The sequence below is a fragment of the Patescibacteria group bacterium genome, assembly GCA_041661505.1.
Classification (GTDB): domain Bacteria; phylum Patescibacteriota; class Patescibacteriia; order Patescibacteriales; family JBAZCA01; genus JBAZCA01.
In genome coordinates, this window is sequence record JBAZUF010000004.1 from 1 (window position 1) to 26877 (window position 26877).

A 26877-nucleotide genomic window follows, 5' to 3' on the forward strand; every position below is an offset into this window, starting at 1 on the left:
TACTAATGGGGCTTTTAGACCATATATTACCAGTGACAATATGATAAGTTTAGGAGCTTCAACCGCGCGTTGGACAGATTTATGGCTCAGCGGAAATGCTTCAATAGCCGGCAACGTCGGCATCGGGACGACGAGCCCGAAAACAGTATTGCAGGTAAACGGGGTGATTACGCCGAACAATAATAATACCTATACCTTGGGCGACGCTACTTATCGCTTTAGCGAGGTGTACGCCACTAACGGAGTTATAAATACTTCTGACGCGCGGCTAAAGGAAAATATCGTTAGCTTGGGCTATGGCCTTGATACCTTATTGCAATTAAACCCGGTTAGCTTTACTTGGAAAGATAAGCCGGCAGGCGGCACCTACCTTGGTTTAATCGCCCAGGAGGTTTTAACGCTAATACCCGAAATCGTTAATATTGGAAATGATCCGAATCGGACTTTAGGCTTGAATTATGACGGCCTGGCTCCGATTTTAATAAAAGGCCTGCAGGAAGAAAACGCTCGGGTTGATTCCATTGCCGATCAAGTTGAGATTCTAAATATTTCCGCGACCTCGACCGAAGCTCTGGTCGAAATCGAAACCGGCGAAGACTCCCCGGCCGCCGCCGCCTTTGTCGTAAACCAGGCGGGTGAAGGCGACGTCGCCGATTTCCGCTCGGCGGACGTTAGTATTATGAATGTGTCGTCCCAGGGAAAAGTGGCGATTGTCGGAGAATTAGAAGTTGACGGCCGAATTATGGTCTGCTCTTCCGGCGCCTGCTCATCGCGCTTGGACGAAAAAGTTGACGACACTATGGGCGACTTAGGCGTTGAAGGAAAAGTCGTGGCCGGAGCGTACGAGGGCTATTGCGACGAAGGCTACGTCTGGATCCCCGGTTCGGCCGAGTACGGGACTCTGCCCGGATTTTGCATTATGGCTAACCGGGCGAGCATAGGGGATAAACCGCAATCAATTGATTCTTCCACTGCTTACTGGACTAGCCTTTCGCAGGGCGAAGCCGATATCCACTGCCAGTCTTTAGGCGAAGGTTATCATTTGACGACCGACTCTGAATGGATGACCATCGCCGAAAATATTACCCGGGTGGCGGCGAACGACTCGGACGCCGGAAAAGAAGGTTTACAGCTCTCTCTTTCAGCTTCGGGTCTGGCTCTTACTAATGGCAATTCAATCTACGGCTTAACCGGAATGGGCGAATGGACTAAAGGGATCGCTAACCGGGGCGACTTGCCTTTAGTCGGAAGCTTTGACTGGGCCGAGTACGGCGACGTGTCTTCATATAAGTCGCTCGGCATCATCCGCCCTCCTTATTATATGACTGACACTGACAATGGAATTGGTAAAATTATGACTGGTGAAACCGGCGGCAACGTCCGCGGGTATATCCGGGGCCTGAACGGAGTATATTCTTTAGACCTGTCGCACGCCCCGACCGAGAGCTTGCCTGAAGTCGGGTTTAGATGCGCGAAGTAGGGAAGATAAAGAAATACCCGCTAACATTACTGCGCATGAAACCGAAATAAGCCTTGACAGCCTTGATAATTATGTATATACTCTGTATATAATTTATATATATAAAGTAATAATATGAATCAAGCCGTAATAAACGTAAAAATTGACCCGAAAGTTAAAAGCCAAGCCCAAAAAGTCGCCGCCGATTTAGGGCTTTCTTTAAGCGGGCTTTTAAATGCTTACTTGAGGAATGTTATCAGGACAAAAGAAGTCTGCTTCAGCCTTAATAAGCCGGAAATTCCTTCCGCCCGGCTTATCAGATCAATAAAAAAAGCGGAAGAAGACTGGAAGAAGGGAAATTATTATACCGCCGATAGCGTTGATGATCTTATCGAACAGCTTGAGGGGCGGATAAAGAAAAAAGACGGCAAGAAAAAATAGCGAAAACTCTTCGCTGGATATGCTAATTCATTATACAAGGAGGTTTCTAAAAGACGCCGAAAAAGCTCCCGAGAAAATCAGGAGAAATTTTTACGAACGCTTAAAAATATTTGAAAATGATAAATTTTATTCACAGCTTAATAATCATGCCCTTTGCGGAAAATATTCAGGGAGCCGGAGCATCAACATAACCGGAAACTGGAGGGCAGTGTTTAAAGAAAAAAATAACGGAAAAGAGATTCTTTTTATTGGACTGGGAACTCACAGCCAGCTGTACAAAAAATAACAGGGGCGAATATGTTATTGAAAAACAGGTAAAATCCGTGTGTATCAATGATCGCGCTGATAACCAATTTATTATAAGGAGATGAGTTTTCAAAAAAAAGTTTTTGGCGTTTTTTCCGGGATAGCGGTTGTTTTAACAGCGGTTTTTTTGTTTTGGGCGGTTTATTTGCATGGAAATGGCGGACTGGTGCTTGGTGAAAAGCTGGCTGGCCAGGGCGTTCAAAAATCCGCCTCTTCGGCGGACAAGTCGGCGGACAAGCTGGAAGTGGATTTTTTAGACGTCGGCCAGGGCGACGCGGAACTGATTAGGGCGCCGGGCGGACAAAACATCCTGATTGACGGCGGGCCGAACGCCCGGGTAATCGAACGGCTCTCGGACGTTTTGCCGCCCTGGGATTCACAAATTGATTTAATGGTATTAACGCATCCGCATGACGACCATGTTACCGGACTGATTGAAGTGATAAAGAGGTATGAGGTAAAAAAGATTTTATATACCGGGGTTTCGCATACCTCGCCGAATTACCTGGCATGGCTGGAAATTGTCCGGGATAAAAAAATACCTTTAATGATTATTGACCGGCCGCAGAGTGTATTGCTTGCAGACGGCAAAGACGGCGGCGATGAAAATAGGGAAGGCGCCCGGCTGGAAATACTTTTTCCGCTTGAGAGTTTTTTGGGAAAAGAAGCGGAGAATTTAAACAACACTTCAATCGTTATGAGGCTGGTTTACGGCAATACCAGCTTCCTTTTTACCGGGGACGCCGAAGAGCCGGAAGAAAAAGAAATGCTTGAGGAGGGGATTGATTTATCCGCTGATGTTTTAAAAGTCGGGCATCACGGGTCGGAAACAGCGACCGGCGAGGAGTTTTTAAAAACGGTAAAACCGGAAATGGCCGTTATTGAAGTAGGGGCGGACAATAGCTTTGGCCATCCGTCTTTGCGCGTACTAAAGAGGCTTGATCGCGTTAAAGCCAAAATTTTCCGGACCGATGAAGAGGGAAGCGTACGCCTTGTGAGCGACGGAGAGGAAATTTCGGTTAAAAATTGAGGCCTAAATGGATAATGAAAGCTTTGAAAAGGTGTTGAATTTTTTGGAATATAAGGTATAATAAAGAAAAGCCGGCAGTAAAGCCGGATAAGTTTCAAGTATTTAACTATGCCAAAGACCAAAAAAATAAAAAGCGCGAAGGCGGCTGAAGAGGATGTAGAAGCAAAAGATGCCGCCAAAGAAGAAAAAACCGCGGAAGCGGAGCCTGAAAAAGAAGCGGCGAAGACCGATGAAAAAACAGCCGACGAGACGGCTGAACCGGAAAAAGCGGCGGTTGAAGCCGGAGAAAAAAATAATTCCGAAGCGTCCAAAGGAAAAAAAATGAATCCGGGCGGGAAGAAAATACTGGTGATTGAAGACGACTCGATGCTTTCTTCTATGTACCGCATGAAACTGGAAGATCATGGCTATCAGGCTTTTACGGCCAGCGACGGGAAAACCGGCTTGGAGATTGCCAGGAAAGAAAAACCGGATTTGATTTTACTGGATATAATGATGCCGATGGTGGACGGATTTTCGGTTTTGGCTGAAATGCGCTCTGATTCATCATTAAAAAAAGTTCCGGTTATTATTATGACTAATTTAGGGACCAACGAAGACGTTGAAAAAGGGAAAAAACTGGGAGCCACCGATTATATCGTTAAAGCCGACGTTACGCCGTCGCAGATTGTAGAGAAAATTCAAAAGTACCTTTAAACTTAATTTTCAATCTTCAATTATCAATTAACAATATTGATAATTGATAATTTTTAATTGATAATTGAATATGATTCATCCAAAAGAAGAGCGCACTTTAGTTATTATCAAGCCGGACGGAGTGCAAAGATCGTTAGTCGGCGAAATTTTAAAGCGCTATGAGCGCACCGGTTTAAAACTAATCGCTTTAAAAATTGTAGTAGCCGGGGTTGAAATGGCCGAAAAGCATTATTACGACGTCGGCGGAGAAGAGTGGCTGGAAGAAGTCGGCCGCAAGGCCCGGGCGGCCTACGAAAAGAAGGGATTAAAGTCGCCTTATAAGACTAACCGCGACAACGGCATGGCGGTTTTGAAATCCAACGCCAAGTATTTGTCTTCTGGACCGGTTATCGCCATGATCTGGCAGGGAAACCAAGCGGTTGGATTGGTAAGAAAAATCACCGGCGCGACCGAGCCTTTATCTTCGGACGTCGGAACAATCAGGGGCGATTTTACATTGGACACATACGCTATGGCCGACATGGATTCGCGTTCAGTCCGCAACCTGATCCACGCTTCCGGAACGGTTGAAGAGGCGGAGAAAGAGATTCCCAACTGGTTCAAAAAAAATGAGATTATTAAATACACCCATATCCAGGAAAAGATTTTATACGACGTTAATATCGACGGGATATTGGAATAGGCTAATGCGGGCGTAAAATATTACGGCCTATTGACGGGATTCGGGAGATAGGTTAAGATATGGATAAGTAAGAAAACCCTGCAAAAATATGCAATATTCGGCAAAAAACTATTTAGGTTTTATGGGCATGTTGATTACCGTAAAGGTAATGATTTTTGACATGGACTGCCGGGTTAAAACAGGTTAAACAGATAAAGAATAGATAAAATACCAAAACCCGGCCAAAAAAGGAGCCGGGTTTTTTTAGAAAAGCTCTTTTACAAGGAATATCACAAAATACCGCGCAAAAAACAAATAGTGCGCCGCGAAAGGGAAATGACAGGCTGTCTTGCTATGGCAAATGATCATTCTTCTTTTGCGGTACACTAACTTCATGGCTGCCGGGCGGCTCAAAAGCCTTGCACATGTCCGGTAATTTAATACTACAAAAGAGAGGGTGGTTAAGCTATGAAGGAAGTTGTTTCCGCGGCGGTAATTTTGGGGAAAAATATTGTTTTTTAACCTTCTGCCCCTGCGGCGGCCCTTAAATCAATTTGGGCCGGGGCAAAAAACTAAATGGAGGACACACCATGAGCGATGGAACCACAACGACGCAGTTGGACACAAACACGAAGGGTGTCGAGATAGAAACACCCGACGGAACCGTTATCTGGAGGGGGGTAGGATTGCCCCCTAGCCTAATGTATCCCTTACCACAGGTATTTGTGTCCTACGCGCCGTAAAGTCCCTCCTTGGGTCCTAAAGGAACGGCAGCGCTCTGCCGTATTTCTATCCTGTAAGGACCCTGCCGCGTAAACCGAGAGGCTTCGAGAGTTTTCCTGGACAGCGAAATGTGCGCGCTATCCGGTTGAAAATTCTCGAACCTCTCTTCCTTCCTTTTTAATTGGTGAAAAGAGCGTTTATTTGACAGCTTTTTTCGGAAAATGTATAGTTAGAGAATAAGAAAAAATATTTATATATGGAGGGAAATTTAAACCAGGACAATCTAAATAATGAAAAAGAACCGACCATGAAAGATCTTATGGCGGCGATCGACGGTGTGAGGGATGATTTGACCGGAAAGATTGACGGTGTGAGGGATGATTTGACCGGAAAGATTGACGGTGTGAGGGATGATTTGAAGGGAGAGATAAACGGCGTTCGGGATGAGTTGGGAAAGAAAATTGACAGCGCCAATGAAGCGGTCAATGAATTAGTCGAGGTTGTTAACGCTTACGCGACCGATGTTGATAAAAAATTTGAAAATATAGACTCGCGGCTCAAAGGATTAAGCCAGGGTCAGGAAAATCTTGAATTAAAAATGATGAATGTCGCCTATCAACTCGACGTAAATGATCTGCAAAAACGGGTAACTAAATTAGAAGATAAGATCGGAATTGAGCGTTAAAAGTATGAAGATAAAATCGCTAAAACTTAATTTGCTATTGTTATTGCCTTTAAAACGGGCGGCGATTTTGTGTTGACATAAAATGTTAGACGGAAAGATACGCAAAGCCGCCCGAAAAGGTGGACTTTTTTATATTTTATAGGTAAATTAAATACACAGCCTGCCGTGAATATAAACGGGCCGGGCCAGCAAAAAATATGGCTAAAGAAAAATACATCCAATTAAACGACGTCTGCCTTCGGGAATCGGCGCAGGTTTCCGGCGGCGCTATGAGCCCCAAGGATCAGCTTACTTATGTAAGATACCTTTTGGAAGGCGGAATCGACCGGATCGAAATCGGCTTTCCGGGCAGTTCTCCAGTGCAGTTAGAAAATTCAAAAAGGATCGTCGGTTTCGTAGACAAGAACGCGAAGGTTAAGCGGCCGCTTTTAGGCGGACTCGCGCGGGCGAAAAAAGAAGACATTGACGCGATCCGCGAAGCCGGATGCGATTTATGCCATATCTATATTCCTTCTTCGGACGAATTCGTCAAAGCTATGTTTGCCGCGGAAAAATACGGAGATACGGTGGAGGGCAAGCAAAAGTGGACGATTGACCAGGCGGTAAGCATGGTGCGTTATGCGAAGAGTCTGGGATTTAAAAGCGTTGAATACTCGCCGGAAGACGCGGCCCGCACCAGCCGGGAATTTCTCTATAAGATGGTGGAGGCGGTAATTTCCGCCGGGGCGGACGTAGTTAATATTCCGGATACGACCGGACTGCGCATCGGAAGCGAGTTCGGAGATTTAATCGCGGATATTGAAAAAAACGTGCCTAACCGGAAAAAAGCATTAATCTCGGTCCATTGCCATAACGATTCGGATCACTCAACCCATAACGCGCTAGAGGCGATTAGAAACGGAGCCGATATTGTCGAAGGGACTTTTTTCGGTCTGGGCGAGCGATCGGGGATGACCAAGTTTGAGGCGGTTTTAATGAATGTAAACACGCGCCAAGATCTGTTTAGCGGTTTTAAAATAGATTTTAAGCCGGAGCTTTGTGTTAAAATCGTAAACTTTACCGCTAACGCCCTGGGCATGTCAGTCCCCAGGCATTGGGTTGTGGCCGGCTCGCAAAATTCTATTTGCTCATCCGGCACCCATCAGGCGATTGAAGCCCGGGCCAAAGAGCGGGGGATGGAAAGCGCTTATTACAGCTGGCATCCGGAAATTTACGGCCATTCTAAAGTTACCACGGTAATCAACCAGTCATCTGGACGGGAGGGCCTCCGAAAAAGGCTTGAGGAACTGGGCTATATGCTTGGCTCTGAGGAGATGCAGAAAGTTTACGAGCAGTCGATTAAAATCTCCGAAGCTATGGCCGGAAAGCCTTTAGAAGACCGGGAACTGGCGGCTATCGTGCATGAAACAATTGACGTTATTCCTTTCCCGATAAAAGTAAAAAGATGCCAGGCCATGGGCGGAAAAGGAACTATCCCGACCGCTACTGTTGTTATTGAGGTAGAGGGTAAAGAAGGAATCGCGGCCGAAATCGGCGTCGGACCTTATGACGCTATCATGCATTCCGTCGTCCGGGCGGCGGAAAATTTTTATCCTAAATTAAAAGAAGTGAATATTGTTTTGGACGCCTGGAATCCGACTTCGGTAACTTCCGGGTCGGACGCTTTAGCCGATGTTTACGCGCGGATACGGATTAATGATGATATAAACCACGCCTTTTCCGGCCGGGCCGTCCATATCGATACCAACCAGGCTTCGGCCCAGGCTTTTGCCAACTGTTTAAGCTGGTATTTGGCCTCGCTTTAATATATCAAGTTTTAAAATATGCCGAAGACGGCTTTCCAAAAAATAATTGACGCTCACGTTAAGAAATTTTTTCCTGACCAAAGGATGGTTTTAGATTTGGATTGGGTATGGGGGCATGAAATTACAACGCCGAACGCCATTTTGGATATGAAATCCCGGGGGATAAATTCGGTTTTTAACCCTAACCGGATAAAGCTGATGATTGACCATGTCAATCCGCCAAAAGATACGGCGTCGGCGATTCAGTCAAAAATTGTCCGGGACTGGGCGCGGGAAATGGATATTGAATTTTTAGAAGTCGGCCGCAACGGCATTTGCCACGCGGTCATTCCGGAAAAGGGCTGGATCCGGCCGGGACAAATCGGCATCATGGGCGATTCGCATACCTGCACGCACGGGGCTTTTGGCGCGTTTACCGCCGGCGTCGGGACAACCGACCTGGAGAACGCGCTAATTACTGGGCTTTGGATTTGCCCGCCGCAAAAAGTAGTTCGCGTAAATTTTAACGGCGAGCTGGCGAAAAATGTTTTTGCCAAAGATTTGATTTTGGTTTTGATAAAAAAAATCGGGGTCAAAGGCGCGGCTAACGCGGTACTGGAATTCGGCGGAACTGCCGTGAAAAATATGAGCATGGAAGGGCGGATGACAATCGCCAACATGGCAATTGAAGCCGGTGCTAGCTCGGGCATGATGATGACGGATGAAAAAACCATCGAATACCTTTGGCCGACTTTGAAGGATGAATTTAAAAATAGAAAAGAAGCTCTGGCTGATCTGTCAAAATGGAATAGTGACGCGGATGCGAAATATGATCAGGTAATTGATATGGATGCCAGTAAACTGGCGCCGGTAATAACTGATAATTTTTCCCCGGAAGACGTCCATTCGGTTAAAGAATTGGCTGGCAAAAAAATTGACCAAGTCTATATCGGCTCCTGCACCAACGGAAGGATTTCCGATTTAAGGATTGCCGCCGGCGTGTTTAAAGCTATGGGAAAACCGGTACATAAAAATATCCGGTGCATCATCGTGCCGGCTACGGCGCATATTTACGGCCAGGCTTTGCGCGAAGGGTTAATCGAAATATTTTTACAAGCCGGCTGTTTAATAAGCGCTCCGACTTGCGGCGCTTGCCTGGGGATGTCAAATGGAGTAATCGCGCCGGGCGAAGTATGCGTTTCAACAACCAACCGCAATTTTCCCGGACGGATGGGAAAGGGCGGGATGGTCCATCTGGCTTCGCCAATAACCGCGGCTTTAGCGGCAGTGGATGGAAAAATTACCGAGCTGGGTATTGAACTTGGAGAAAAAGTTGAAAAATTTGTTTCTTCCATAATTAAAGACGGGACGCCTATGTCTTTAACCGGCTGGAAAGAAAAAAAGGCCGGGCCAGTTGATTATAAAGCCATGCTGAAAAACATAGGCAATGGGGAAGAAAAAGATTTTTCCGGGCCAGCCGGCTATGCGCCGATAAAAAATATTGATACCGACCAAATTATACCGGCGCGATATTTAACCGAAACCGATAAAGCTGAACTGGGAAGGCATTGCCTGGAAGACGCTCAATTCAGCGCCGAAGAGAGAAAAATAATTTTAGAATCGCAAATTTTAGTAGCCGATGAAAATTTCGGCTGCGGTTCAAGCCGCGAGCACGCCCCTTGGGCCTTGGAAGCTAACGGCATAAGATGCGTTATTGCTCCGTCTTTCGCCCGGATTTTTTATAACAACATGTTTAATAATGGATTGCTCTGCATTGAACTCCAGCCGGAAGAAATAAGTGAATTGATGGAGGTAAAGCCTAATAGCCTGGAAATTGACTGGAAGAATGGCGTTGCCAAAACGGAAAAAGGGAAGCAATACAAATTCAGCCTGTCTGATTATCAAAAAGAATTAATTAAAAATGGCGGCAGTGCCGGCTATATGCTAAAGCTGGCCGCGGATATTAATATTTAATATGGCTAAAAAAATAATCGCATTAGTCGAAGGCGACGGGGCTGGCCCGGAAATGATGCATGAAGCCTGCCGGATAGCGGTTGCCGCCGCCAAAATGGACGGGATAGAAATTGAATTCGAAAAAACCCCGATGGGCTGGAATGCTTATCATGAACATGGCGATACCTTGCCCGAAGAATCCTTTGAAAAAGCGGTTCGCATCGGAACTATTTTTTTCGGCGGCGTCGGCGATCCGAAGTTTGATAAAACCATAGGAATGGAAAAACCGGAAATGAGGCCGGAAGCCCGGGCGCTTTTGGCTTTAAGGAAAGAAATGGGTCTGTTTTTAAATTTTCGGCCGATTATTTATTATAAATCGCTTGAAGCGCTCGCTAACGTAAAACCGGAAACTATTCCCGAAGAAGGAGTAAAACAAATCTGGATCCGTTATTTATTGGAAGACAGCTATTTTGGCAATGCCGATTTAATGGACGAGGTGCCGGAAAAGGTGCGGCAGAAAATCGGGCTAAAGATGAAAAAAGATGTTTGCCTGGAGGATGAGATAGTCTGCGACCTGGCTTATTATAAAAAATCCACGCTGGAAAAATATATCCGCGCCTGCTTTGCCTCTGCCCGCGAAATGAAACTGCCCTTAATTTCGATAGACAAGGCCAATGTCATGGCCCGCTATGATTTTTGGCGGAAAATCGCGACGAAAATCGGCGCCGAAGAATTCCCGGACGTGGAGCTTATCCATCAACTGGTCGACTCGGCCAATTCCATGCTTTTTACGCCGGCCAAATTGCATGGAGTTATCGCCTGCGGGAACGAGCATGGCGATATCTTATCGGACGGCGCGGCCGCGGCTTTGGGCAGTATGGGGCTCATGTGTTCTTCGGCAGTTAATCCTGATACGGGCCAGGCAATGTTCGAGTCCGGGGCCGGAACCGCTCCGACTTTAGCCGGCCAGGATAAGGCAAATCCTTTAGGCCGGATTTTAACCGGAGCGTTGATGCTTCGGCACATTGGAGCAAAAAAAGGCGCAACTGCCATCGAAGAAGCTGTTAACCGCGCATTGTCAGAAGGCTGGCGCACCGGCGATTTGTTTACAAAAAAAGATGACCCGGCCAAACTTTTAGGTACGCAAGCGATGGGGAAAAAAGTTTTGTCATATTTATAGATCGTAACGCCTGGCGGAAGATGTCCTTTTTAGCCGGCAAGGCCTTGACAGCGGTAAAGGAATAAAATATAATATTTATATATGCTTAACCTGGCAAGAAAAATCGTATTGATTGTCGTAGAGGTAGTAGTCATGGTAATGACTCCTTTTCGCGTTTGCCGGGTTAGAGTAAGAGCATAAAAAGAAAAAAAGCTAAGATGAACCCCCGGCAAACAAGCCGGGTTTTTTTGTAAGATGTTCTTTTGTAGACGGGTGGGCTAATTATGATAACGCGCCTGAAATGGCAAGCGAGCTAATCGTTTTTCGCTTCGGGCGCGTTAAGTAATTGTTTCCTTCGCGGCAGTCCTGGCGTGCGGCAAGCGACAAAATCGCTTCCAGCAGACGGCGACAGAATCGCCTCTCAATTTTAGCACATAGGGCAAAAACCCGAACAGGCATTTTCCTGCCAGGCTCTTTCCCGCAAGGCTTTTTTACAAGAGCTAACGCACCCGTAACAATATGGTGTTTCCAAAAGTTTGGAAGCATCCGGGGGGTCTATAGATTGCAGATTGATTTATAGATCCCCCTCCTTCCTTTTTCATAATTTAATTAAATATTTAGCCAATTTTAGTCTTGACATATGGGCCAAAAAGCACTACTATTATCATATGATAACCAGACCGCAAAATATTTTATTGGTAAACTTGATTCTACCCACCTAGATGGCGGTTTTCCAGCATGGATAAAAGATAAAAACTGCCACACTAAAAGGTGGCTTTTTTAATATAGCGGGCCGTTTAAAAAGCCCGGGGAGAGAAAAAAACATAAAGATATGACCATCCAAAACGGGACAGTAAAATTTTATAAGTTAAAATGCGTTCGATGCGGCGCTGTTTGGGATGAAAAAGAGACTTCGTCCGCCTGCTTAAAATGCGGCGACGCGCTGGAAGCCCACTACGACTGGGAGTTTATCAAATGCCGTTTAAACCAGTTCAATCTGAAATATACGCCGATTTCCGCCACCAAATATTTGAATTTTTACCCAATTTTGGATTTAAAAAAATTAGTTACTTTAAATGAAGGCGGGACTCCCCTTCGAAAATCAAAAAAAATCGCCAAACGGCTGGGACTGGAAAACCTTTATTTTAAGGATGAAACTTCCAACCCGACCGGCGGTTTTAAAGACCGGGGGACTATGGTGGAAATAACTAAGGCGCTTGAGATGGGAGCCAAAGCGGTGGTTGTGGCTTCCACCGGAAATATGGCCGCTTCGGTTTCGGCTTATGCCAGTCAGGCGGGTATTCCGGCTTACATCGTCGTCCCCGAAGGAACGCCGATTGGAAAACTCTCCCAAACTTTGGCTTATGGCGCCCGGGTCATCCAAGTCCGCGCCACTTATTCGGAATGCGCGAAACTGGCCGAAGAAATAGCGAAAAAATACGGATTTTATTTGGCCGGTGATTATGTTTTTCGGGGCGAGGGGCAGAAATCGCAAGGCTATGAAATTGTCGAACAATTATCCTGGCGCGCGCCGGACTATCTAATCGCGCCGATCGGCTGCGGGACCAATATCGCGGCGATTTATAAAGGCATAAAAGAATTTCACGATCTGGGCTTTATCGATAAATTGCCGAGAGTCATCGGCGTCCAGCCCGAAGGCGCCAATACCGTAGTCGACGCCTATAACCGCCGGTCAACGAAAATAAATCCAATTGCCAAGCCCAAAACAATCGCTTCGGCCGTCGCCGTCGGCTACCCTTTAGACGGTTTAAAAGTTCTGCGCGATATTAAAGAATCAAAAGGCATGGCGATTAGCGTGAATGACGAAGAGATCTTAAACGCGGAAAAAGAACTGGCTTACGAGGAATCGATTTTTGTCGAACCGTCGGCCGCGCTTTCGCTGGCCGCCTTGAAAAAAATGTGTTCGAAAAAAATCGTCGGGAAAAATGAAACAGTGGTCTGCGTTTTGACCGGAAACGGGCTAAAAGATCCGGTAACCATGCTGAAAATTCTCCCATCGCCTCCGTCAATCGAGCCGAAACTCTCGGAAGTCGACCATTATTTGAAAATGAAATTATATAACATCCAGGCCACGGTCGAAAAAGATAAAGCGGAAATCCTCTTTAGCAAAGCGCCCGGTTTAGCCCAAATAAAAAAAACGGTGCAAAAGAAGTTCGGCCTGGACTTAACTAAAATTTATCTGGACGCTATCCACGCTGAAGTGAAAGAATTTTTTAATAAAGAAGAAAAAATGAGAAAATCGGATTTGCAGCACATCATTGAAGCTAATTTAAAAACCGATCCCAAGGCGGTAAAAATAATCAAAGTCGAAGATTTTAAAGTGAGCACTTCAAAAGCCGCTAAGGCCGAAGCCCAGGTTTGCGTAAAAATCGCCGAGAAACGCATCTGCCGGGTGAATTCTTTCGGCGTGGGGCCGGTGGACGCGATTATGAGAGCGATCCGCGAAGTCATTAAAAAAGAAAAACTGCCCAATTACTGGCTCATTAATTTTGACGTGAAAATCGACAGCAAAGGAACCGACGCGACGGTGGAAGTTACTATGGAATTAAAAGACGAAGCCGATAACAAAGTTATCTCAACCGCCGCTTCGCCGGACATTATTGTCGCTTCGATTGAAGCGTTTGAACGGGGATATAATATTCTCTATAATAAGAAAAAATAATATGGAGACCACAAAATACATCTGGCAAAACGGAAAATTGGTAAATTGGGAAGACGCTAAAATCCATGTCTTAAGCCACTCGCTCCATTACGGCTCGGGGGTTTTTGAAGGCATCCGGGTTTATGAGACGAAAAAGGGCCCGGCGATTTTTCGCCTCCCAGAGCACGTGGACCGGTTTTTTTACTCGGCTAACGCGATGAAAATGAAAATGCCCTGGACTAAGGATGAGTTTAAGGCCGCCATAATTGAAACCGTGAAAAAAAACGATTTGAAATCGGGCTATATCCGGCCCCTGGCTTTTTACGGCTACGGCGAGCTTAGGATCAGCCCGCTAAAATGCCCGGTCGAAGCGATTATCGCCGCCTGGCCCTGGGGAAAATATTTATCGGCCGACCCGATTAAGGTAAAAGTTCCGGACTACATAAGAATTCATCCTAAGTCATCAATAGCAGACGCGAAAATTTGCGGCCATTATGTCAATTCAATCCTTTCCTTTTTAGAGGTGGAAGCGGCCGGCTACCACGAAGCGCTTTTACTCGACTTTGAAGGAAACATCGCCGAAGGTCCGGGAGAAAATTTTTTTCTTGTGTCCGGCGGAAAATTGGCGACCCCAAAACTGGGAAATATTTTAGCGGGAATTACCCGGCAGTCGATTATTGAGCTTGCGGGCGATTTGGGATACGCGGTGGAAGAAAAAACAATTACGCTTGACGCCGCGATAGCGGCGGATGAATGCTTTTTTACCGGAACGGCGGCTGAAGTAACGCCGATCGGATCTATTAATGATTGCCTGATTGCCGGCGGAGCCTTTGGCCCGATTACCCGGCGTTTTAACGACGAGTTTATGAAAATCGTTTCCGGGGAAAATGAAAAATACGAAAAATGGTTAACATACGCGAATTAATTTTGAAACTGCCTCTTATGAAACTGCCATCAGAAAAATTAAAAAAGGGAATTGCCACTATGCCGCACCGGGCGCTCTTGCGGGCTGACGGCTTGCGCGGCGCGGATTTTAAAAAGCCTTTTATCGGCGTGGCTGATTCTTATAACGATATTATTCCCGGGCACATTCATCTGCGCGAGCTGTCAGAAGAGGTGAAGCGGGGAATCCGCGATGCCGGCGGCGTGCCGTTTGAGTGGGGCGTACCGGGGGTTTGCGACGGCATTGCCATGCACGTCGAAATGCGCCTGTCACTGCCTAGCCGGGAGCATATCGCCGACAATATAGAAATCATGGTGCTGTCTCATAGCCTGGACGGCTGGGTTGGCGTAACTAACTGCGACAAAATCACGCCCGGAATGCTAATGGCGGCCGGGAGGCTTAATCTTCCGGCGGCAATTTTAACCGGCGGGCCGATGAAGGCGGGAATCGTGAATGGAAAAAAAATGGACGTGATTTCCGATTTTGAGGCGGTAGGGCAAATTGAAGCCGGAAAATTATCCAAAAAAGAGGCTTTGAAAATTGAATGCGAATCCTGCCCGGGCGCCGGGAGCTGCGCCGGGCTTTTTACCGCTAATTCTATGGCGGCCATGACCGAAGTTTTAGGCATGTCAGTAACGGGCTCTGCCACAACGCTCGCCCTGGATCCGAAAAAAAAGAAACAAGCTTATGAAACCGGCCGGCGCATTGTGGAACTGGTAAAAAGGAACATTAAACCAAAAGATATAATGACCAAAAACGCGTTTTTAAACGCAATAAGAGTGGACATGGCTATCGGCGGCTCGACCAATACGGCCCTGCATTTGCCGGCCATTGCCAAAGAATGCGGAATTAAGCTGGAGCTCGGGCTATTTGACCAGGCCTCCCGGCAAACTCCCAATATTTGCCATATTCGGCCGGCCGGGCCTTATGTTATGGAAGAACTGGATCAGGCCGGAGGCATCCCGGCGGTGTTAAATCGCCTGAAAAAATACTTAAAGCCAGCCATAACTATTAATAAAAAGAATATTTTAAAAATTGCCGAAGAAGGAAGGGTGCGGAATGAAAAAGTAATAAGGCCGCTTTCGGACCCGTTCTATAAAGAAGGCGGCATCGCGGTTTTAAAAGGGAATTTAGCGCGGACTTCGGTAGTAAAACAGACCGCGGTCGAACCGGAGATGCTGAAAATTACCGGGCCGGCCAAAGTTTTTTCCGGCGAGCAGGCAATTTTAAAAGCCGTGGCCCGGAAAAAAATTAAAGACGGCGACATTATCGTAATTAATTTTATGGGTCCGGCCGGCGCGCCGGGCATGCCGGAAATGCTTACGCCCACGGCCGCCATATCCGGCGCCGGATTAAAGTGCGCGCTGATTACCGACGGCCGTTTTTCCGGCGGAACTCGGGGGGCGGCTATCGGCCATATTGAACCCGAAGCTTTTCATGGCGGAGTAATCGGCATTATAAAAGACGGCGACCTGATTGAGATTGATATTCCCAAAAGAAAATTAAATGTGGCGCTAAGCCGCGCGGAAATTAAAAAGAGGAAGAAGAATTTAAAAATTCCTAAAAGAAAAATGACCAAGATGCTGGAAAAATACCGAAAGGATAACAAAAAAGCCTGAATTATTTTTGATTATATTCTACCATGTTAAATTTATATGATCGGAGCTGACGTATTAATAAAATCATTACTGGAAGAGGGAGTCGAGGTAATCTTCGGCTATCCGGGAGGGGTAACCATACCTTTGCATGACCGGCTGGCTTTTTATCCGAAAATAAGGCACATCCTTCCAAGAAACGAGCAGGGCGCGGCTATGGCGGCTGATGCTTATTTCCGCGTTACCGGCAAGCCGGGAGTCTGCCTTTCGACCTCCGGACCGGGCGCGACCAATTTAATTTCCGGCATCGCCAACGCTTATATGGACTCAATCGGCGTGGTGGCCATCACCTGCCAAGTTTCCACCAAAATTTACGGCACGGACGCTTTTCAGGAAATAAAAATGACCGAGCTTACTAAAGCTATTACCAAGAAGAATTATTTTGTTAAAGACGTAAAAGACCTGCCGAAAATAATTAAAGAAGCTTTTTACCTCGCCCGCTCGGGGCGCCCCCGGCCGGTGCATATTGATTTGCCGGTGGACGTTATTAAAGCCGAAGTGAAGGAATTTTCTTATCCCCGGGACAAGGACGCGGAAGCTTTATCCGGACGGGATTATAAAGTAAGCCGGGAAACGGAAAAAGAAATTGAAAAGGCAGTTAAATTAATCCATGAAGCGAAAAAGCCGATTGTTATCGGCGGCCATGGTATAATTTTGTCGGGCGGATCAGAAGAGTTTAAAGAATTTATAGAAGCCAATGAACTGCCGTTTGTTACGACGCTTTTGGGAATAAGCGTTTTGCCGGATAAGCATCCTTTAAATTTCGGCATGGCCGGAATGCATGGCATGGCTTACGCCAATTTGGCGGTGCATAGCGCTGATCTTATTATCGCCCTGGGAACCAGGTTTTCCGACCGGATTACCGGGAATCTTGAGCATTACGCCAAGCGGGCTAAAGTAATCCACTTGGATATTGACGCGAGAGAAATCGGAAAAAATGTTAAGGTGGACGTTCCGCTTATAGGCGACGCCAAAAGCATATTAAGGCTAATGAACAAAAAATTGGCCGGATATAAAAGAGAGCGCAAAAGCCGGCGCTGGGTCGATCAAATCTGCACCTTAGAAGAAAGGACCAGCCTTGATAAAATTAAAACTGAAGCCAAGCTGAAAAGAACCGGGCATATTTTTGCCTTTGAAGTGATTGAAGAAATTTCTAAACAAGCGGCCAAAAATGCAGTCGTCGTTTCGGATGTCGGGCAAAACCAGATGTGGACGGCGCATTACTTTGACTATACTTATCCCGGCCAATTTTTGTCTTCCGGCGGCTTGGGCTGTATGGGCTACAGCCTGCCGGCGGCGGTAGGCGCGCAAACCGGCAAGCCCGGCGCCCAGGTTTGGTCAATTATGGGCGACGGGGGACTGCAGATGAATATTCAGGAGCTGGGGACGATAATGGAACAAAAATTGCCGATAAAGATTATTGTTTTAAATAACGGGTTTTTGGGCATGGTGCGCCAATGGCAGGAATTGTTTTTTAAGAAAAATTATATGTCTACGCCGCTTTGCAATCCCGATTTTATCGAAGTCGCGAAAGCTTACGGCATCGAAGCATATAGGATTACCAAACTTGATCAGGTGGCGCCGATGATAAAGCGGGCGGCGGCGGGAAAAGAGTCGATTTTTCTTGAGTTTGCTATCGAGCCGGAGGCTAATGTTTTTCCCATGGTGCCGCCGGGGCAAGCTTTAAGAGATACGTTAATTTGTAAATAATTATTAATTTAAGTTATTGTTTTTAATTTTTCATTTTGCGAGCATTTAAAAAATTAATTACAATTAATAAACATTAAAATATTCTAATAAAAAAAATACTATGGCAAAAATTGATTTTGGAGGAGTAGTAGAAGAGGTGACGACCAGGGAAGAATTTCCTTTGGAAAAGGCGCGGGAAGTGCTGGCTAATGAAGTGGTGGCCGTTATCGGCTACGGCGTCCAGGGGCCGGGGCAGGCTTTAAATTTGAAAGACAACGGCATTAAAGTAATTGTCGGACAAAGAAAGCCCGGCGCTTCCTGGGACAAGGCTTTAGCGGATGGTTTTAAACCGGGAGAAGATTTGTTTGAAATTGAAGAAGCCTTGGAAAAGGGAACGATTATTTGCTATCTTCTTTCCGACGCCGGGCAAATCACTCTTTGGCCGACTGTTAAAAAACATTTGACCAAAGGCAAGGCCCTTTATTTTTCCCACGGCTTTGGAATAACCTACAAAGACCAAACCAACATCATTCCGCCGGCTGACGTGGATGTTATTTTAGTCGCCCCAAAAGGCTCGGGGACTTCGCTCCGCCGCTTGTTTGTCGCCGGCAAAGGGCTTAACTCAAGCTACGCGATTTTCCAGGACGCTACCGGCCGGGCGGCCGATCGGGTTAGGGCTTTGGGCATTGCCGTAGGATCGGGATTTTTATTTCCCACTACGTTTGAAAAAGAAGTCTATAGCGACTTAACCGGGGAGCGCGGAGTTTTAATGGGCGCTTTGGCCGGCATTATGGAAGCCCAGTACAACCTGTTGCGGAAGATGGGGCACTCGCCGTCCGAAGCCTTTAATGAAACGGTTGAAGAAGCGACCCAGAGCCTAATCCCTTTAGTGGCGGAAAACGGGATGGATTGGATGTATGCTAATTGCTCTACGACTGCCCAGCGCGGAGCCCTGGACTGGCGCCACGAATTTCGAAAGGCGGTGGAACCGGTTTTTGAAAAATTATACGGCCGGGTAAAAAACGGCGAGGAGTGCCAGGTGGTTTTAAAAGCCAATAGCGATCCGGATTATCGGGCAAAATTAAATAAAGAGCTGGAAGATATGCGCAATTCGGAATTATGGCAGGCCGGAGCGGCGGTTCGCGCCTTGCGCCCGGAGAGGCAAAAGTAATTTTTGGCCGGCCTTTAGCGAAAGCGGCAGGCGAGCTTTTTTGAAGCCTATTTTGTTTTTATAAAATAAATATATTGCTATGAAACAAGTAATCAGTTCCGGCAACGCGCCAAAAGCCGTTGGGCCGTATTCGCAAGGGATAAAATCCGGAGAATTTTTATTTCTTTCGGGGCAAATTCCTCTAAGGCCGGACGGAAGCCTTGTGGAAGGCGATATCGAAGCGCAGGCCGCGCAAGTTTTAGAGAACATAAAAGCTCTTTTGTCCGAGGCCGGAATGGGCTTTCAAAACGTGGTAAAGTCCACCATGTTCTTAGCCGACCTGGCCGATTTCCAGAAAGCTAACGAAGTTTACGCCAAGTATTTTACCGAGCCTTATCCGGCCCGGGTTACAATTCAAGTTGCCGGGATTCCTAAAGGCGCAAGGATTGAAATTGAAGTAACGGCCAAGGCCTAGCCCGCCCAAAACCCGATTTTTGCGGAATAACCAAGCAATTTAGAGCCATCCTAAAAGGGGTGGCTCTTATATTACTTATATTAAAGTTTATTTTTTTATTTTCGTTTCGGCTATTAAAGCCCCTAAAAATTTTTCTACCGCCTTTAGCCCTTGGCCCGCGCGGGCCTCGGTGTAGGCGTTTAGGCAGGCGCTTCCGATTACCGCCAATTCAGCTTTTCCTTTCAAGGACTGGAGGTGTTCTTTTTTTGATATGCCAAAACCCACGGCGATCGGAATATGGATATAGCGTTTTATTTCTTTTAGATGCTTATTTAAAGAGCGGTCCAGACTGGATTTCACGCCGGTTGTCCCTTTGCGTCCGACATAATATAAAAATCCGCCGGCTACTTTGGCGTTTTTTTTCGCTCGCTCGGCCGTAGAAGCCGGGGAAAGAAGGCGGATAGGAATAAGATTGTTGTTCTTCGCGTGGCGGATATAGTGTTCTTCGGCTTCCTCTTCCAAGGGAATATCGGGAAAAATAAGGCCGCTGGCTCCGGCCGCTTCGGCGTCGCGGCAGAATTTTTCTACTCCGTAATTTAAGACTACGTTAAAATATCCCATAAACAGTAAAGGGATTTCTACCTGGCGCGAAAGCTCTTTCATGGCGCGAAAAGAGTCGCGAACCCGGGTGCCGTTATCAAGGGATTTCTTATTGGCTTTCATGATTGTCGGCCCGTCCGCCATCGGATCGGAAAAGGGAATTTGCAATTCGACAAAATCAACGCCTAAGCGGGCCATAAGCTTAACTAAATTCAAGCTTTCTTTTATAGTCGGATAGCCGATTACTATGTGAGTCATCAAGCCGAGGCGATTTTCTTTTTTTATTTTTTCAAGCTGTAAATTGATCTTATTCATATAATAATGGATGCCGGAATTCTCTTTCGTGGAATTCCCGCCCGCCTTATATTTTACTTTTTAAATAGTCTTTCCAGCCCTGGTCGCCTAAAGCTTCCGCCACGATAAAAATATCTTTGTCTCCCCGGCCGGAAAGGTTAATGACGATGGTTTTATTTTTCTTTAGCTTAGGCGCGAGCTTGATGGCATGGGCGACGGCATGGGAAGACTCCAAAGCCGGAATTATTCCTTCGGTTGAAGCCAGCAATTTAAAAGCGGCTAGCACTTCTTTATCAGTAACATATTTATATTCCACCCGGTTTTCCTCAAACAGCTTTCCGTGCTCCGGCCCGATTCCGGAATAATCGAGGCCGGCTGAAATGCTGTGGGTATTCTGGATTTGGCCGTCGGCATCCTGGATAAAATAGGATTTATAACCTTCAACCACCCCGACTTTTTGGTTTTTTTGGAGCCGGGTGGCGTGGTCGCCCGTTTTTTTTATTCCTCTTCCGCCGGCTTCAACGCCGATTAATTTTACGCTTTTATCGTCAAGAAAAGGGTTGAAAATCCCGATGGCGTTCGAGCCGCCGCCGACGCAGGCGACAATGTAATCCGGTTTTTTTATTTTATAGATCTCTTTTAATTGCTTTTTTACTTCGAGCCCGACGATGGTTTGGAAGTCCCGGACGATTGACGGGTAGGGATGGGGGCCGAGAGCCGAACCCAGGAGGTAATAAGTGTCGTCAACGTTGGTTATCCAATCTTGCAGGGTGGCGGTTACCGCGTCCTTTAGCCTTTGGGTGCCGTGCAAAACCGGGACGACTTCGGCGCCTAATTGTTCCATCCAAAAGACGTTGGGGCGCTGGCGCTGGTAATCGACTTTGCCCATGTAAACCGTGCATTTAAAGCCGAATTTAGCGGCCACGGTCGCGGTGGCAAGGCCGTGCTGGCCCGCTCCGGTTTCGGCAATAAGCCTTTTTTTGCCCATCCTCTTAGCAAGGAGCGCCTGGCCTAAGGAGTGGTTCATCTTATGGGCGCCGGTTAAATTTTGGCCTTCATTCTTAATAAAGATTTTGGCTCCGCCCAGGCGGCGGGTTAAATTTTCGGCAAAATAAAGCGGCGTCGGACGGCCGCCGTAGTTTTCGTAAAGGCTCATGAGGTCTTTTAAGAATCCCGGATCCCGCTTTGCTTTTTCGTAAGCGATTTCTAATTCTTCCAGGGCCGGGATAAGCATTTCCGGCACATACCTTCCGCCGAGCTTTCCGAAGTGCCCGCCCCGATCGGCGTCATACTTAGTTTTTATAAAGATGTTCATATTTTTTTATTCCGCGATTATATTTTTCATAAGCAGTTTCATTTTATCATTACTTTTTTTTCCGGGATAGTCTTCAACTCCCTGCGATACATCGATTATTTCCGGTTTGAGTTTATTAATATATGAATCTATATTCAAAGGGCTTATGCCGCCGGCCAGGATTAAAGGCCAGCCCAGTTTTCTTAGCCGGGTGAAAATTTTGTAATTTTCGAATTTTATCTTTTTTCCCCCGGCTTTATCTTCCGCGCTGGAAGCGTCCAGAAGAAATTTATCAATTTTTCCCAGGTATTTTTCAAGCTCCGTTTTTTTATCTTTTTCGTTTTCCTCCCCTTTTATTTTAAATGATTTCCAGACTTCGATATTTTTTTTAAACCGGCTGCAAAATTCCGGCGCCTCATCGCCGTGGAATTGCAAAACATCAACCAATCCGCTTGACGCTAATTTAAGCAGTTTTGACTCTTCCATGTTAACGGTAACGGCAACGATCTTTGGAAAATTTTTTGACACTGATTTAAGAGTTTTTATTTCTTCTGCCAGTTTCAGAAACTTGCCAATCGAAACAGATCTTGGGCTTTTGGGAAAATCAACAATAAAACCAAGATAGCCGGCGCCCCGCGCTATGGCGTTCTTCGCGTCTTCCAAATTAGTAATTCCGCAAAATTTTACTTTCATATATTTTCGGCGGCGCCATCATCAAAGGCCATTAACTCGTCAATTGCTTCGCCGATATTCCCGGCTTTCATTAAGGATGTGCCGACTAAAATCGCGTTCGCGCCGGCCGCTTTCATTTTTACGGCGTCCAGCCGGCAATTAATTCCCGACTCCGCCACCTTTATTATATCATCAGGGATTAAAGAGGAAAGCCGCGGAAAATTATTTATGTCAATTTTCATGCTTTTTAAGTCCCGGTTATTGATGCCGATGATGCTTGAGCCGGGTTTTTTTATACTGGACATAAGCCGCGCTATGCTTTGGCATTCTTTCTCATCGTGCGCTTCGACCAAAACATCAAGATCCAGCCGGCCAGCCAAAGAATATAATTCTTTTAGCTGCTCTTCCTCTAGAATCGCGGCGATCAGAAGAACGGCGTCGGCGCCGAAAGCCTTGGATTCATATAGCTGGTAAGGATCAAAAATAAAGTCTTTGGAGAGGACCGGTAAACCGGCAGCCCCTTTTACCAAAGGAAGAAAGCCGAGACTGCCGTTAAAAAATTTTTCTTCGGTTATAACCGATATAGCGCTGGCTCCATGGTCTTCGAAAATCTGGGCGATTTCCAAAGGATTGAATCCTTCCCGGAAGGCCTTTTGGCCGGCAGAAGGGGAAAAATTTTTAATTTCCGCGATTAATGAAAGCCCTTCTTTCTTTAAGGTTCCGGCAAAATCCCTTTTCTCATAATTATTGCCCTCCTTATCGGCTTTGATTTTTTCTTGCAATCCGTCCAAACTGGTTTTTTTCATCCTTTCACTAATTTCCAGGATTTTGTTTTCGCAAATTTTATCAAGAATAGTATTGGTTTTTTTGTATTGCATAAAGATATCTGGATAATTTAATGCGGCCTGGCCGCTCCGGCCAGGCAGGCCTATACTTTGTTTGAAATCTCAATAAAGTCTTTAAGCTTGCTAAGAGCTTTTCCCGATTCAATCATATCTTTCGCCAATTTTATCCCTTCTTCCATTTTTCCGGCTTTCCCAAAAGCGAGCATGCCCGCGGCCGAATTTAGAAGTACGGCGTTTAACTGGGCTTCGGTTGCCTTGCCATTTAAGACGTTTAAGAATATTTTGGCGTTTTGATCCGCGCCGCCGCCTTTTATTTCCTCTATATTATACAGCTTTAAGCCAAAATCGCGAGGATTTATTTCGCATCGCGCGGCCCGGCCATTTTCATAAGTATAAAGCTCTGTATCGCCTCCGATGCTCACTTCGTCTAAACCTTCTTTTCCGTGAACTAGAATTACTTTTTTAGCGCCGGTCTGTATCAAAGTTTTGGCGATTATTCCGGCTTTGGACGCGTCCGCCAATCCAATCAGCTGATGGGTGGCTTGGGCGGGATTCAGCATTGGGCCTAAAATATTAAAGTATGTTTTTTTCCCGTATTCGGCCCGCGCGTCTTTAACATGCCTCAAGGCTGGATGGAAATTCGGCGCGAACATGAATACGATGCCGGCTTCTTTTAAGCATTCTTTCGCCTGGTCCGGATCAAGATTTATTTTCACGCCCAGTTTTTCCAATACGTCGGCCGAACCGCATTCGCTTGAAGCGGCCCGGTTGCCGTGCTTAGCCACCGGAATTCCCGCGGCCGCGCAAACTATCGCGGAAACCGTGGAAATGTTAAAAGTACTGAACCCGTCTCCGCCGGTTCCGCAGTTATCCAGCGTATCGAAATCTATTTTTACCCTGGCCATTTTTTTCCGCGTCGCTTCGACAATTCCCGCGAGCTCCTCTTCGGTCATTTCTTTTTCCTCGAAAGATTTGAAAATTCCAATAATTTCATCTTTAGCCAATTGTCCTTCTATGATGTTCATCTGCATTTCGCATGCTTGTTCACGGGTGAGATTTTTTTTGCCTTTCAGCAGTTTTAAAATTTCATTTATCATAAAAATTATTTATCTCCTAAAATAAAATTTTTAAGCAGTATTTTTCCGCCTTCAGTGGCGAAAGATTCCGGGTGGAATTGGATTCCGCAGATTGGATATTTTTTGTGCTTTAGCCCCATAATTTCGCCGGTATCGGCGGCGCGGGCGGTTATTGCAAGGCATGAGGGAAGGGATTTAGCATCGGCTACAAGAGAATGGTAGCGCATGACTTCAAGGTTTTGGGGCAGGCCGCGGAACAACCCTTTAGAGTCATGCATTATCCGGCTTACTTTTCCGTGCATCGGCCGCTTGGCTCTTATGACTTTTCCCCCGCAGTAATGGGCGATGCCTTGCATGCCCAGGCAAACGCCTAAAACCGGAATGGTTTTTCCCAGCCGGGTTATAACCTCGGCGCACACCCCGAAATAAGCCGGTTCGGACGGATCGCCGGGGCCGGGGGAAATTACTATTTTATCAAAGCCGCTTTTTTCAATCTGTCCGGCGGTAATTTCGCTGTTCCTTTTTACTATAAGCTCAAAGGGCCGGTTTTCGGCTTCTAAAATTTCGCCGATATACTGGTAAAGGTTGTAAGTAAAGGAATCGTAATTGTCGATTATCAGGATTTTCATAGAATTATTCAAATTCTTTTAGAACTTTCTTCATCGCGAAAAGCTTACTTTTAATTTCGGCGTATTCTTTTCCCGGTTTTGAGTCATAAACAATCCCGCCGCCGGTCTGGGCGTAGCCCTTATTTTTGTAAATGAATAATGACCTGATGGGAATGGCAAAAGTACATTCGCCGGAAAAGCCGAAATGCCCGACCGCGCCGCCGTAAGGGCCGCGCGCCTCATTTTCCTCGCGCTCGATTATTTTCATCGCTTCGATTTTTGGCGCGCCAGTCAAGGTTCCGGCCGGGAAATTGGCGGCCAGGGCGGAAAAGGCGTCTTCGCCTTCCCGGATGATGCCGGCCACTTCTGAAGAAATATGCTGGACGTGGCTGAATTTTTTTACATCCATGGCGTTTTTCACTTTGACGGAACCGAACCGGGCGACCCGGCCGATGTCGTTTCTGTGCAAGTCGATTAGCATTGAATGTTCGGCGATTTCTTTCGGATCGGATAAAAGTCGGCGGGTAAGTTTTAAATCTTCGGCCCGGCTGGTCCCGCGAGCGGCCGTCCCGGCCAAGGGAAAAGTTTCCATTTCCCCCTCTCTTAACCTGAATAAAAGCTCGGGCGATGCGCCGATTATTTTTTCCGGACCGAATTTGAGGTAAAACATGTGGGGCGAAGGATTGACCTTCCGCAGACTTTCATAAATTAAAATATCATCTCCCCTTATTTCAAATTCGCTTTTAAACCCGGCCACGCACTGGAAGATTTTTCCCTCGGTTATGTCTTTTTTTATCCTTTTTACCATCGCCTCATGCTCTTTTTTGGTTTTTGTGTCCCGGATGAATTTTACCTTAAGTTTTTTCGGGCCGGAATTTTTTACCGCTGCGCCGCCGCCCTTTTTGCCGAAGGCCATTTTTTTTATCAAGGGCGCGCGGTTTTGGCCGTAGTGAAAGTAAAAAGATTCGCCCGTCATTTTATCGTAAACCAATCCGTCGGTGTAAACCCCGAATTTAAACTGGCTAAAATTTTTATGCGGCGCTAGATTAATAGCCGGCTCAAAATAATTCATGCCTTCGTAGGCGATATAGCCGATAAGGCCTCCGGCGTATTGGCGGGAAATTACGTTATTGGGAACAATTTTCCTTAAGGCGTAATACGGATTTTCGACCCGGAATTTTTTAGTTTCAATCTTGCCGTTTTTGGCGCGGCAGTTTGTAAGGCTTAATTCATTTCCGGCGGCGGCCAAAATTGCTTCCGGGCCGAACCCGATTACGTGATAGCGCGAGCGGCCGCCCTCTTCGCCCAAGGATTCGAGAATGAAGCAGTCTTCGAAATTTTCTTCAATTTTTTTGAATAGCTCAAAAAAATCAGCGTCCTCGGCGAATTTTATATAGCTCGGTTTTTTATTCTTAAGTTTTATTTTCGGCAGCGTCATAAGATTAATTTGTTTTTTCTCGTTCGCATGCGGCGGGTAATTCAGGAAAAGATGTTGCCAGCTTTTTTATCCGGCCGCTGGAATTAAAAAACCTCCCATCCTTTTATCTAAATAAAATATTTTAGATAAAAGGACGAGAGGTTATCCCGCGGTGCCACCCTTTTTTCCTCCGCCCGAGGCGGAGAACGCTTACTGACTCGTAAATTGAAATCAGTTATCCTCTGGTTACGGAGGAAGCCGGGCCCTCACTAGCGCAAGAGCCGCCTTTCCCGTCCTGTATTGCGCAAGACGGGGTAAACTAGACCCAGTCCCTTGGCAGAACCAAGGGATCCAGTTTTAGGCTTTATAGTTGTTAAATTGCTTAATATTATTTATAGCACAGAGCTAAACTGCTGTCAAATGCCCGAAAGTTATGGTTATTTTCTGGGGGTTTTTTCAATAAACGCCCGGTTTGACAGAAAAAGCAGTAGCATGATAATATCTATTATAGATGCAAACCGGTCTCAATAATGAAGCCGGTTTTATTGCGCTCTTTATTAAAAAGTAATAATTGGCGGAGCCCGTATTAGGTGCCTGGAGTCTTAAATTCCAACCGGCAGA

At 46.3% G+C, this 26877-nt stretch carries 23 protein-coding genes and 1 pseudogene; 17 read left to right on the top strand and 7 right to left on the bottom strand.

All coding sequences use genetic code 11. The features are described 5' to 3' along the window. From WC715_04250 to WC715_04330, 17 genes and pseudogenes are all read left to right on the top strand, one after another. A partial coding sequence (locus WC715_04250) for a tail fiber domain-containing protein (GenBank protein MFA6171631.1) occupies nt 1-1480 on the top strand: 1480 nt, incomplete at its 5' end. 114 nt (nt 1481-1594) lie between these two features. Beyond that, entirely contained in the window at nt 1595-1900 is a 306-nt protein-coding gene (locus tag WC715_04255) for a type II toxin-antitoxin system RelB/DinJ family antitoxin (protein ID MFA6171632.1), read from the top strand. Between the two features lie 19 nt (nt 1901-1919). Further along, nucleotides 1920-2186, top strand: coding sequence for a type II toxin-antitoxin system mRNA interferase toxin, RelE/StbE family (locus WC715_04260; protein MFA6171633.1), 267 nt, complete (start codon nt 1920-1922; stop codon nt 2184-2186). 81 nt (nt 2187-2267) lie between these two features. Next, nucleotides 2268-3236 (top strand): ComEC/Rec2 family competence protein, encoded by a 969-nt coding sequence (locus WC715_04265; GenBank protein MFA6171634.1) that lies wholly within the window; start codon nt 2268-2270, stop codon nt 3234-3236. Nucleotides 3237-3344: 108 nt separating this feature from the next. Then, nucleotides 3345-3932 (top strand): response regulator, encoded by a 588-nt coding sequence (locus WC715_04270; GenBank protein MFA6171635.1) that lies wholly within the window; start codon nt 3345-3347, stop codon nt 3930-3932. A gap of 70 nt (nt 3933-4002) precedes the next feature. Continuing rightward, entirely contained in the window at nt 4003-4614 is a 612-nt protein-coding gene (locus WC715_04275; GenBank protein ID MFA6171636.1) for a nucleoside-diphosphate kinase, read from the top strand. Nucleotides 4615-5572: 958 nt separating this feature from the next. Beyond that, nucleotides 5573-6001 (top strand): hypothetical protein, encoded by a 429-nt coding sequence (locus WC715_04280; GenBank protein MFA6171637.1) that lies wholly within the window; start codon nt 5573-5575, stop codon nt 5999-6001. A gap of 197 nt (nt 6002-6198) precedes the next feature. Continuing rightward, nucleotides 6199-7806 (top strand): alpha-isopropylmalate synthase regulatory domain-containing protein, encoded by a 1608-nt coding sequence (locus WC715_04285; protein MFA6171638.1) that lies wholly within the window; start codon nt 6199-6201, stop codon nt 7804-7806. Between the two features lie 18 nt (nt 7807-7824). Further along, nucleotides 7825-9093 (top strand): annotated as a pseudogene (locus tag WC715_04290) (3-isopropylmalate dehydratase large subunit). 120 nt (nt 9094-9213) lie between these two features. Continuing rightward, on the top strand, nt 9214-9759 hold the full coding sequence (gene leuD, locus WC715_04295; protein ID MFA6171639.1) for a 3-isopropylmalate dehydratase small subunit: 546 nt from the start codon (nt 9214-9216) through the stop codon (nt 9757-9759). A 1-nt stretch (nt 9760) separates the two neighbouring features. Then, nucleotides 9761-10918 (top strand): isocitrate/isopropylmalate family dehydrogenase, encoded by a 1158-nt coding sequence (locus WC715_04300; protein MFA6171640.1) that lies wholly within the window; start codon nt 9761-9763, stop codon nt 10916-10918. A gap of 811 nt (nt 10919-11729) precedes the next feature. Next, complete coding sequence (locus WC715_04305; GenBank protein ID MFA6171641.1) at nt 11730-13580, top strand: threonine synthase; 1851 nt, start codon at nt 11730-11732, stop codon at nt 13578-13580. Nucleotide 13581: 1 nt separating this feature from the next. Then, entirely contained in the window at nt 13582-14484 is a 903-nt protein-coding gene (locus WC715_04310; protein MFA6171642.1) for a branched-chain amino acid transaminase, read from the top strand. Nucleotides 14485-14501: 17 nt separating this feature from the next. Further along, the gene (gene ilvD / locus WC715_04315; GenBank protein MFA6171643.1) at nt 14502-16121 is read left to right on the top strand and encodes a dihydroxy-acid dehydratase; all 1620 of its coding nucleotides are present in this window, start codon (nt 14502-14504) and stop codon (nt 16119-16121) included. A gap of 36 nt (nt 16122-16157) precedes the next feature. Next, nucleotides 16158-17867 carry a biosynthetic-type acetolactate synthase large subunit gene (gene ilvB, locus WC715_04320; GenBank protein MFA6171644.1) on the top strand — a complete coding sequence of 570 codons (1710 nt, stop codon included), beginning with the start codon at nt 16158-16160 and terminating at the stop codon, nt 17865-17867. Nucleotides 17868-17967: 100 nt separating this feature from the next. Further along, nucleotides 17968-19017 carry a ketol-acid reductoisomerase gene (ilvC, locus tag WC715_04325; protein MFA6171645.1) on the top strand — a complete coding sequence of 350 codons (1050 nt, stop codon included), beginning with the start codon at nt 17968-17970 and terminating at the stop codon, nt 19015-19017. A gap of 79 nt (nt 19018-19096) precedes the next feature. Then, a complete protein-coding gene (locus WC715_04330) occupies nt 19097-19471 on the top strand; it encodes a RidA family protein (GenBank protein MFA6171646.1) in 375 nt (124 codons plus the stop codon). Between the two features lie 87 nt (nt 19472-19558). Here the strand turns inward: WC715_04330 and trpA are convergent, their stop codons facing one another. Genes trpA through WC715_04365 form a run of 7 tightly spaced genes read right to left on the bottom strand, consistent with a single transcriptional unit; the run spans nt 19559 to nt 26277 of the window. After that, nucleotides 19559-20365 carry a tryptophan synthase subunit alpha gene (gene trpA / locus WC715_04335; GenBank protein MFA6171647.1) on the bottom strand — a complete coding sequence of 269 codons (807 nt, stop codon included), beginning with the start codon at nt 20363-20365 and terminating at the stop codon, nt 19559-19561. A 46-nt stretch (nt 20366-20411) separates the two neighbouring features. After that, nucleotides 20412-21659, bottom strand: coding sequence for a tryptophan synthase subunit beta (gene trpB / locus WC715_04340; GenBank protein ID MFA6171648.1), 1248 nt, complete (start codon nt 21657-21659; stop codon nt 20412-20414). 6 nt (nt 21660-21665) lie between these two features. After that, nucleotides 21666-22331, bottom strand: a complete 666-nt coding sequence (locus WC715_04345) for a phosphoribosylanthranilate isomerase (GenBank protein MFA6171649.1) — start codon at nt 22329-22331, stop codon at nt 21666-21668. Then, nucleotides 22328-23188 carry an indole-3-glycerol phosphate synthase TrpC gene (trpC, locus tag WC715_04350; GenBank protein MFA6171650.1) on the bottom strand — a complete coding sequence of 287 codons (861 nt, stop codon included), beginning with the start codon at nt 23186-23188 and terminating at the stop codon, nt 22328-22330. Before trpC ends, WC715_04345 begins: the two co-directional genes overlap by 4 nt. Nucleotides 23189-23238: 50 nt before the next feature. Further along, the gene (gene trpD / locus WC715_04355) at nt 23239-24252 is read right to left on the bottom strand and encodes an anthranilate phosphoribosyltransferase (protein MFA6171651.1); all 1014 of its coding nucleotides are present in this window, start codon (nt 24250-24252) and stop codon (nt 23239-23241) included. A gap of 5 nt (nt 24253-24257) precedes the next feature. Next, nucleotides 24258-24860, bottom strand: a complete 603-nt coding sequence (locus WC715_04360; protein MFA6171652.1) for an aminodeoxychorismate/anthranilate synthase component II — start codon at nt 24858-24860, stop codon at nt 24258-24260. A 4-nt stretch (nt 24861-24864) separates the two neighbouring features. Then, nucleotides 24865-26277 (bottom strand): anthranilate synthase component I family protein, encoded by a 1413-nt coding sequence (locus tag WC715_04365; protein MFA6171653.1) that lies wholly within the window; start codon nt 26275-26277, stop codon nt 24865-24867. Between the last annotated feature and the right edge of the window lie 600 nt (nt 26278-26877).

Excerpts from the sequence above, each read along its gene's own strand:
- WC715_04255 (MFA6171632.1), top strand. The coding sequence starts at position 1,595 with ATGAATCAAGCCGTAATAAACGTAAAAATTGACCCGAAAGTTAAAAGC.
- WC715_04260 (MFA6171633.1), top strand. The coding sequence starts at position 1,920 with ATGCTAATTCATTATACAAGGAGGTTTCTAAAAGACGCCGAAAAAGCT.
- WC715_04265 (MFA6171634.1), top strand. The coding sequence starts at position 2,268 with ATGAGTTTTCAAAAAAAAGTTTTTGGCGTTTTTTCCGGGATAGCGGTT.
- WC715_04270 (MFA6171635.1), top strand. The coding sequence starts at position 3,345 with ATGCCAAAGACCAAAAAAATAAAAAGCGCGAAGGCGGCTGAAGAGGAT.
- WC715_04275 (MFA6171636.1), top strand. The coding sequence starts at position 4,003 with ATGATTCATCCAAAAGAAGAGCGCACTTTAGTTATTATCAAGCCGGAC.
- WC715_04280 (MFA6171637.1), top strand. The coding sequence starts at position 5,573 with ATGGAGGGAAATTTAAACCAGGACAATCTAAATAATGAAAAAGAACCG.
- WC715_04285 (MFA6171638.1), top strand. The coding sequence starts at position 6,199 with ATGGCTAAAGAAAAATACATCCAATTAAACGACGTCTGCCTTCGGGAA.
- leuD (MFA6171639.1), top strand. The coding sequence starts at position 9,214 with ATGCTGAAAAACATAGGCAATGGGGAAGAAAAAGATTTTTCCGGGCCA.
- WC715_04300 (MFA6171640.1), top strand. The coding sequence starts at position 9,761 with ATGGCTAAAAAAATAATCGCATTAGTCGAAGGCGACGGGGCTGGCCCG.
- WC715_04305 (MFA6171641.1), top strand. The coding sequence starts at position 11,730 with ATGACCATCCAAAACGGGACAGTAAAATTTTATAAGTTAAAATGCGTT.
- WC715_04310 (MFA6171642.1), top strand. The coding sequence starts at position 13,582 with ATGGAGACCACAAAATACATCTGGCAAAACGGAAAATTGGTAAATTGG.
- ilvD (MFA6171643.1), top strand. The coding sequence starts at position 14,502 with ATGAAACTGCCATCAGAAAAATTAAAAAAGGGAATTGCCACTATGCCG.
- ilvB (MFA6171644.1), top strand. The coding sequence starts at position 16,158 with ATGATCGGAGCTGACGTATTAATAAAATCATTACTGGAAGAGGGAGTC.
- ilvC (MFA6171645.1), top strand. The coding sequence starts at position 17,968 with ATGGCAAAAATTGATTTTGGAGGAGTAGTAGAAGAGGTGACGACCAGG.
- WC715_04330 (MFA6171646.1), top strand. The coding sequence starts at position 19,097 with ATGAAACAAGTAATCAGTTCCGGCAACGCGCCAAAAGCCGTTGGGCCG.
- trpA (MFA6171647.1), bottom strand. The coding sequence starts at position 20,365 with ATGAATAAGATCAATTTACAGCTTGAAAAAATAAAAAAAGAAAATCGC.
- trpB (MFA6171648.1), bottom strand. The coding sequence starts at position 21,659 with ATGAACATCTTTATAAAAACTAAGTATGACGCCGATCGGGGCGGGCAC.
- WC715_04345 (MFA6171649.1), bottom strand. The coding sequence starts at position 22,331 with ATGAAAGTAAAATTTTGCGGAATTACTAATTTGGAAGACGCGAAGAAC.
- trpC (MFA6171650.1), bottom strand. The coding sequence starts at position 23,188 with ATGCAATACAAAAAAACCAATACTATTCTTGATAAAATTTGCGAAAAC.
- trpD (MFA6171651.1), bottom strand. The coding sequence starts at position 24,252 with ATGATAAATGAAATTTTAAAACTGCTGAAAGGCAAAAAAAATCTCACC.
- WC715_04360 (MFA6171652.1), bottom strand. The coding sequence starts at position 24,860 with ATGAAAATCCTGATAATCGACAATTACGATTCCTTTACTTACAACCTT.
- WC715_04365 (MFA6171653.1), bottom strand. The coding sequence starts at position 26,277 with ATGACGCTGCCGAAAATAAAACTTAAGAATAAAAAACCGAGCTATATA.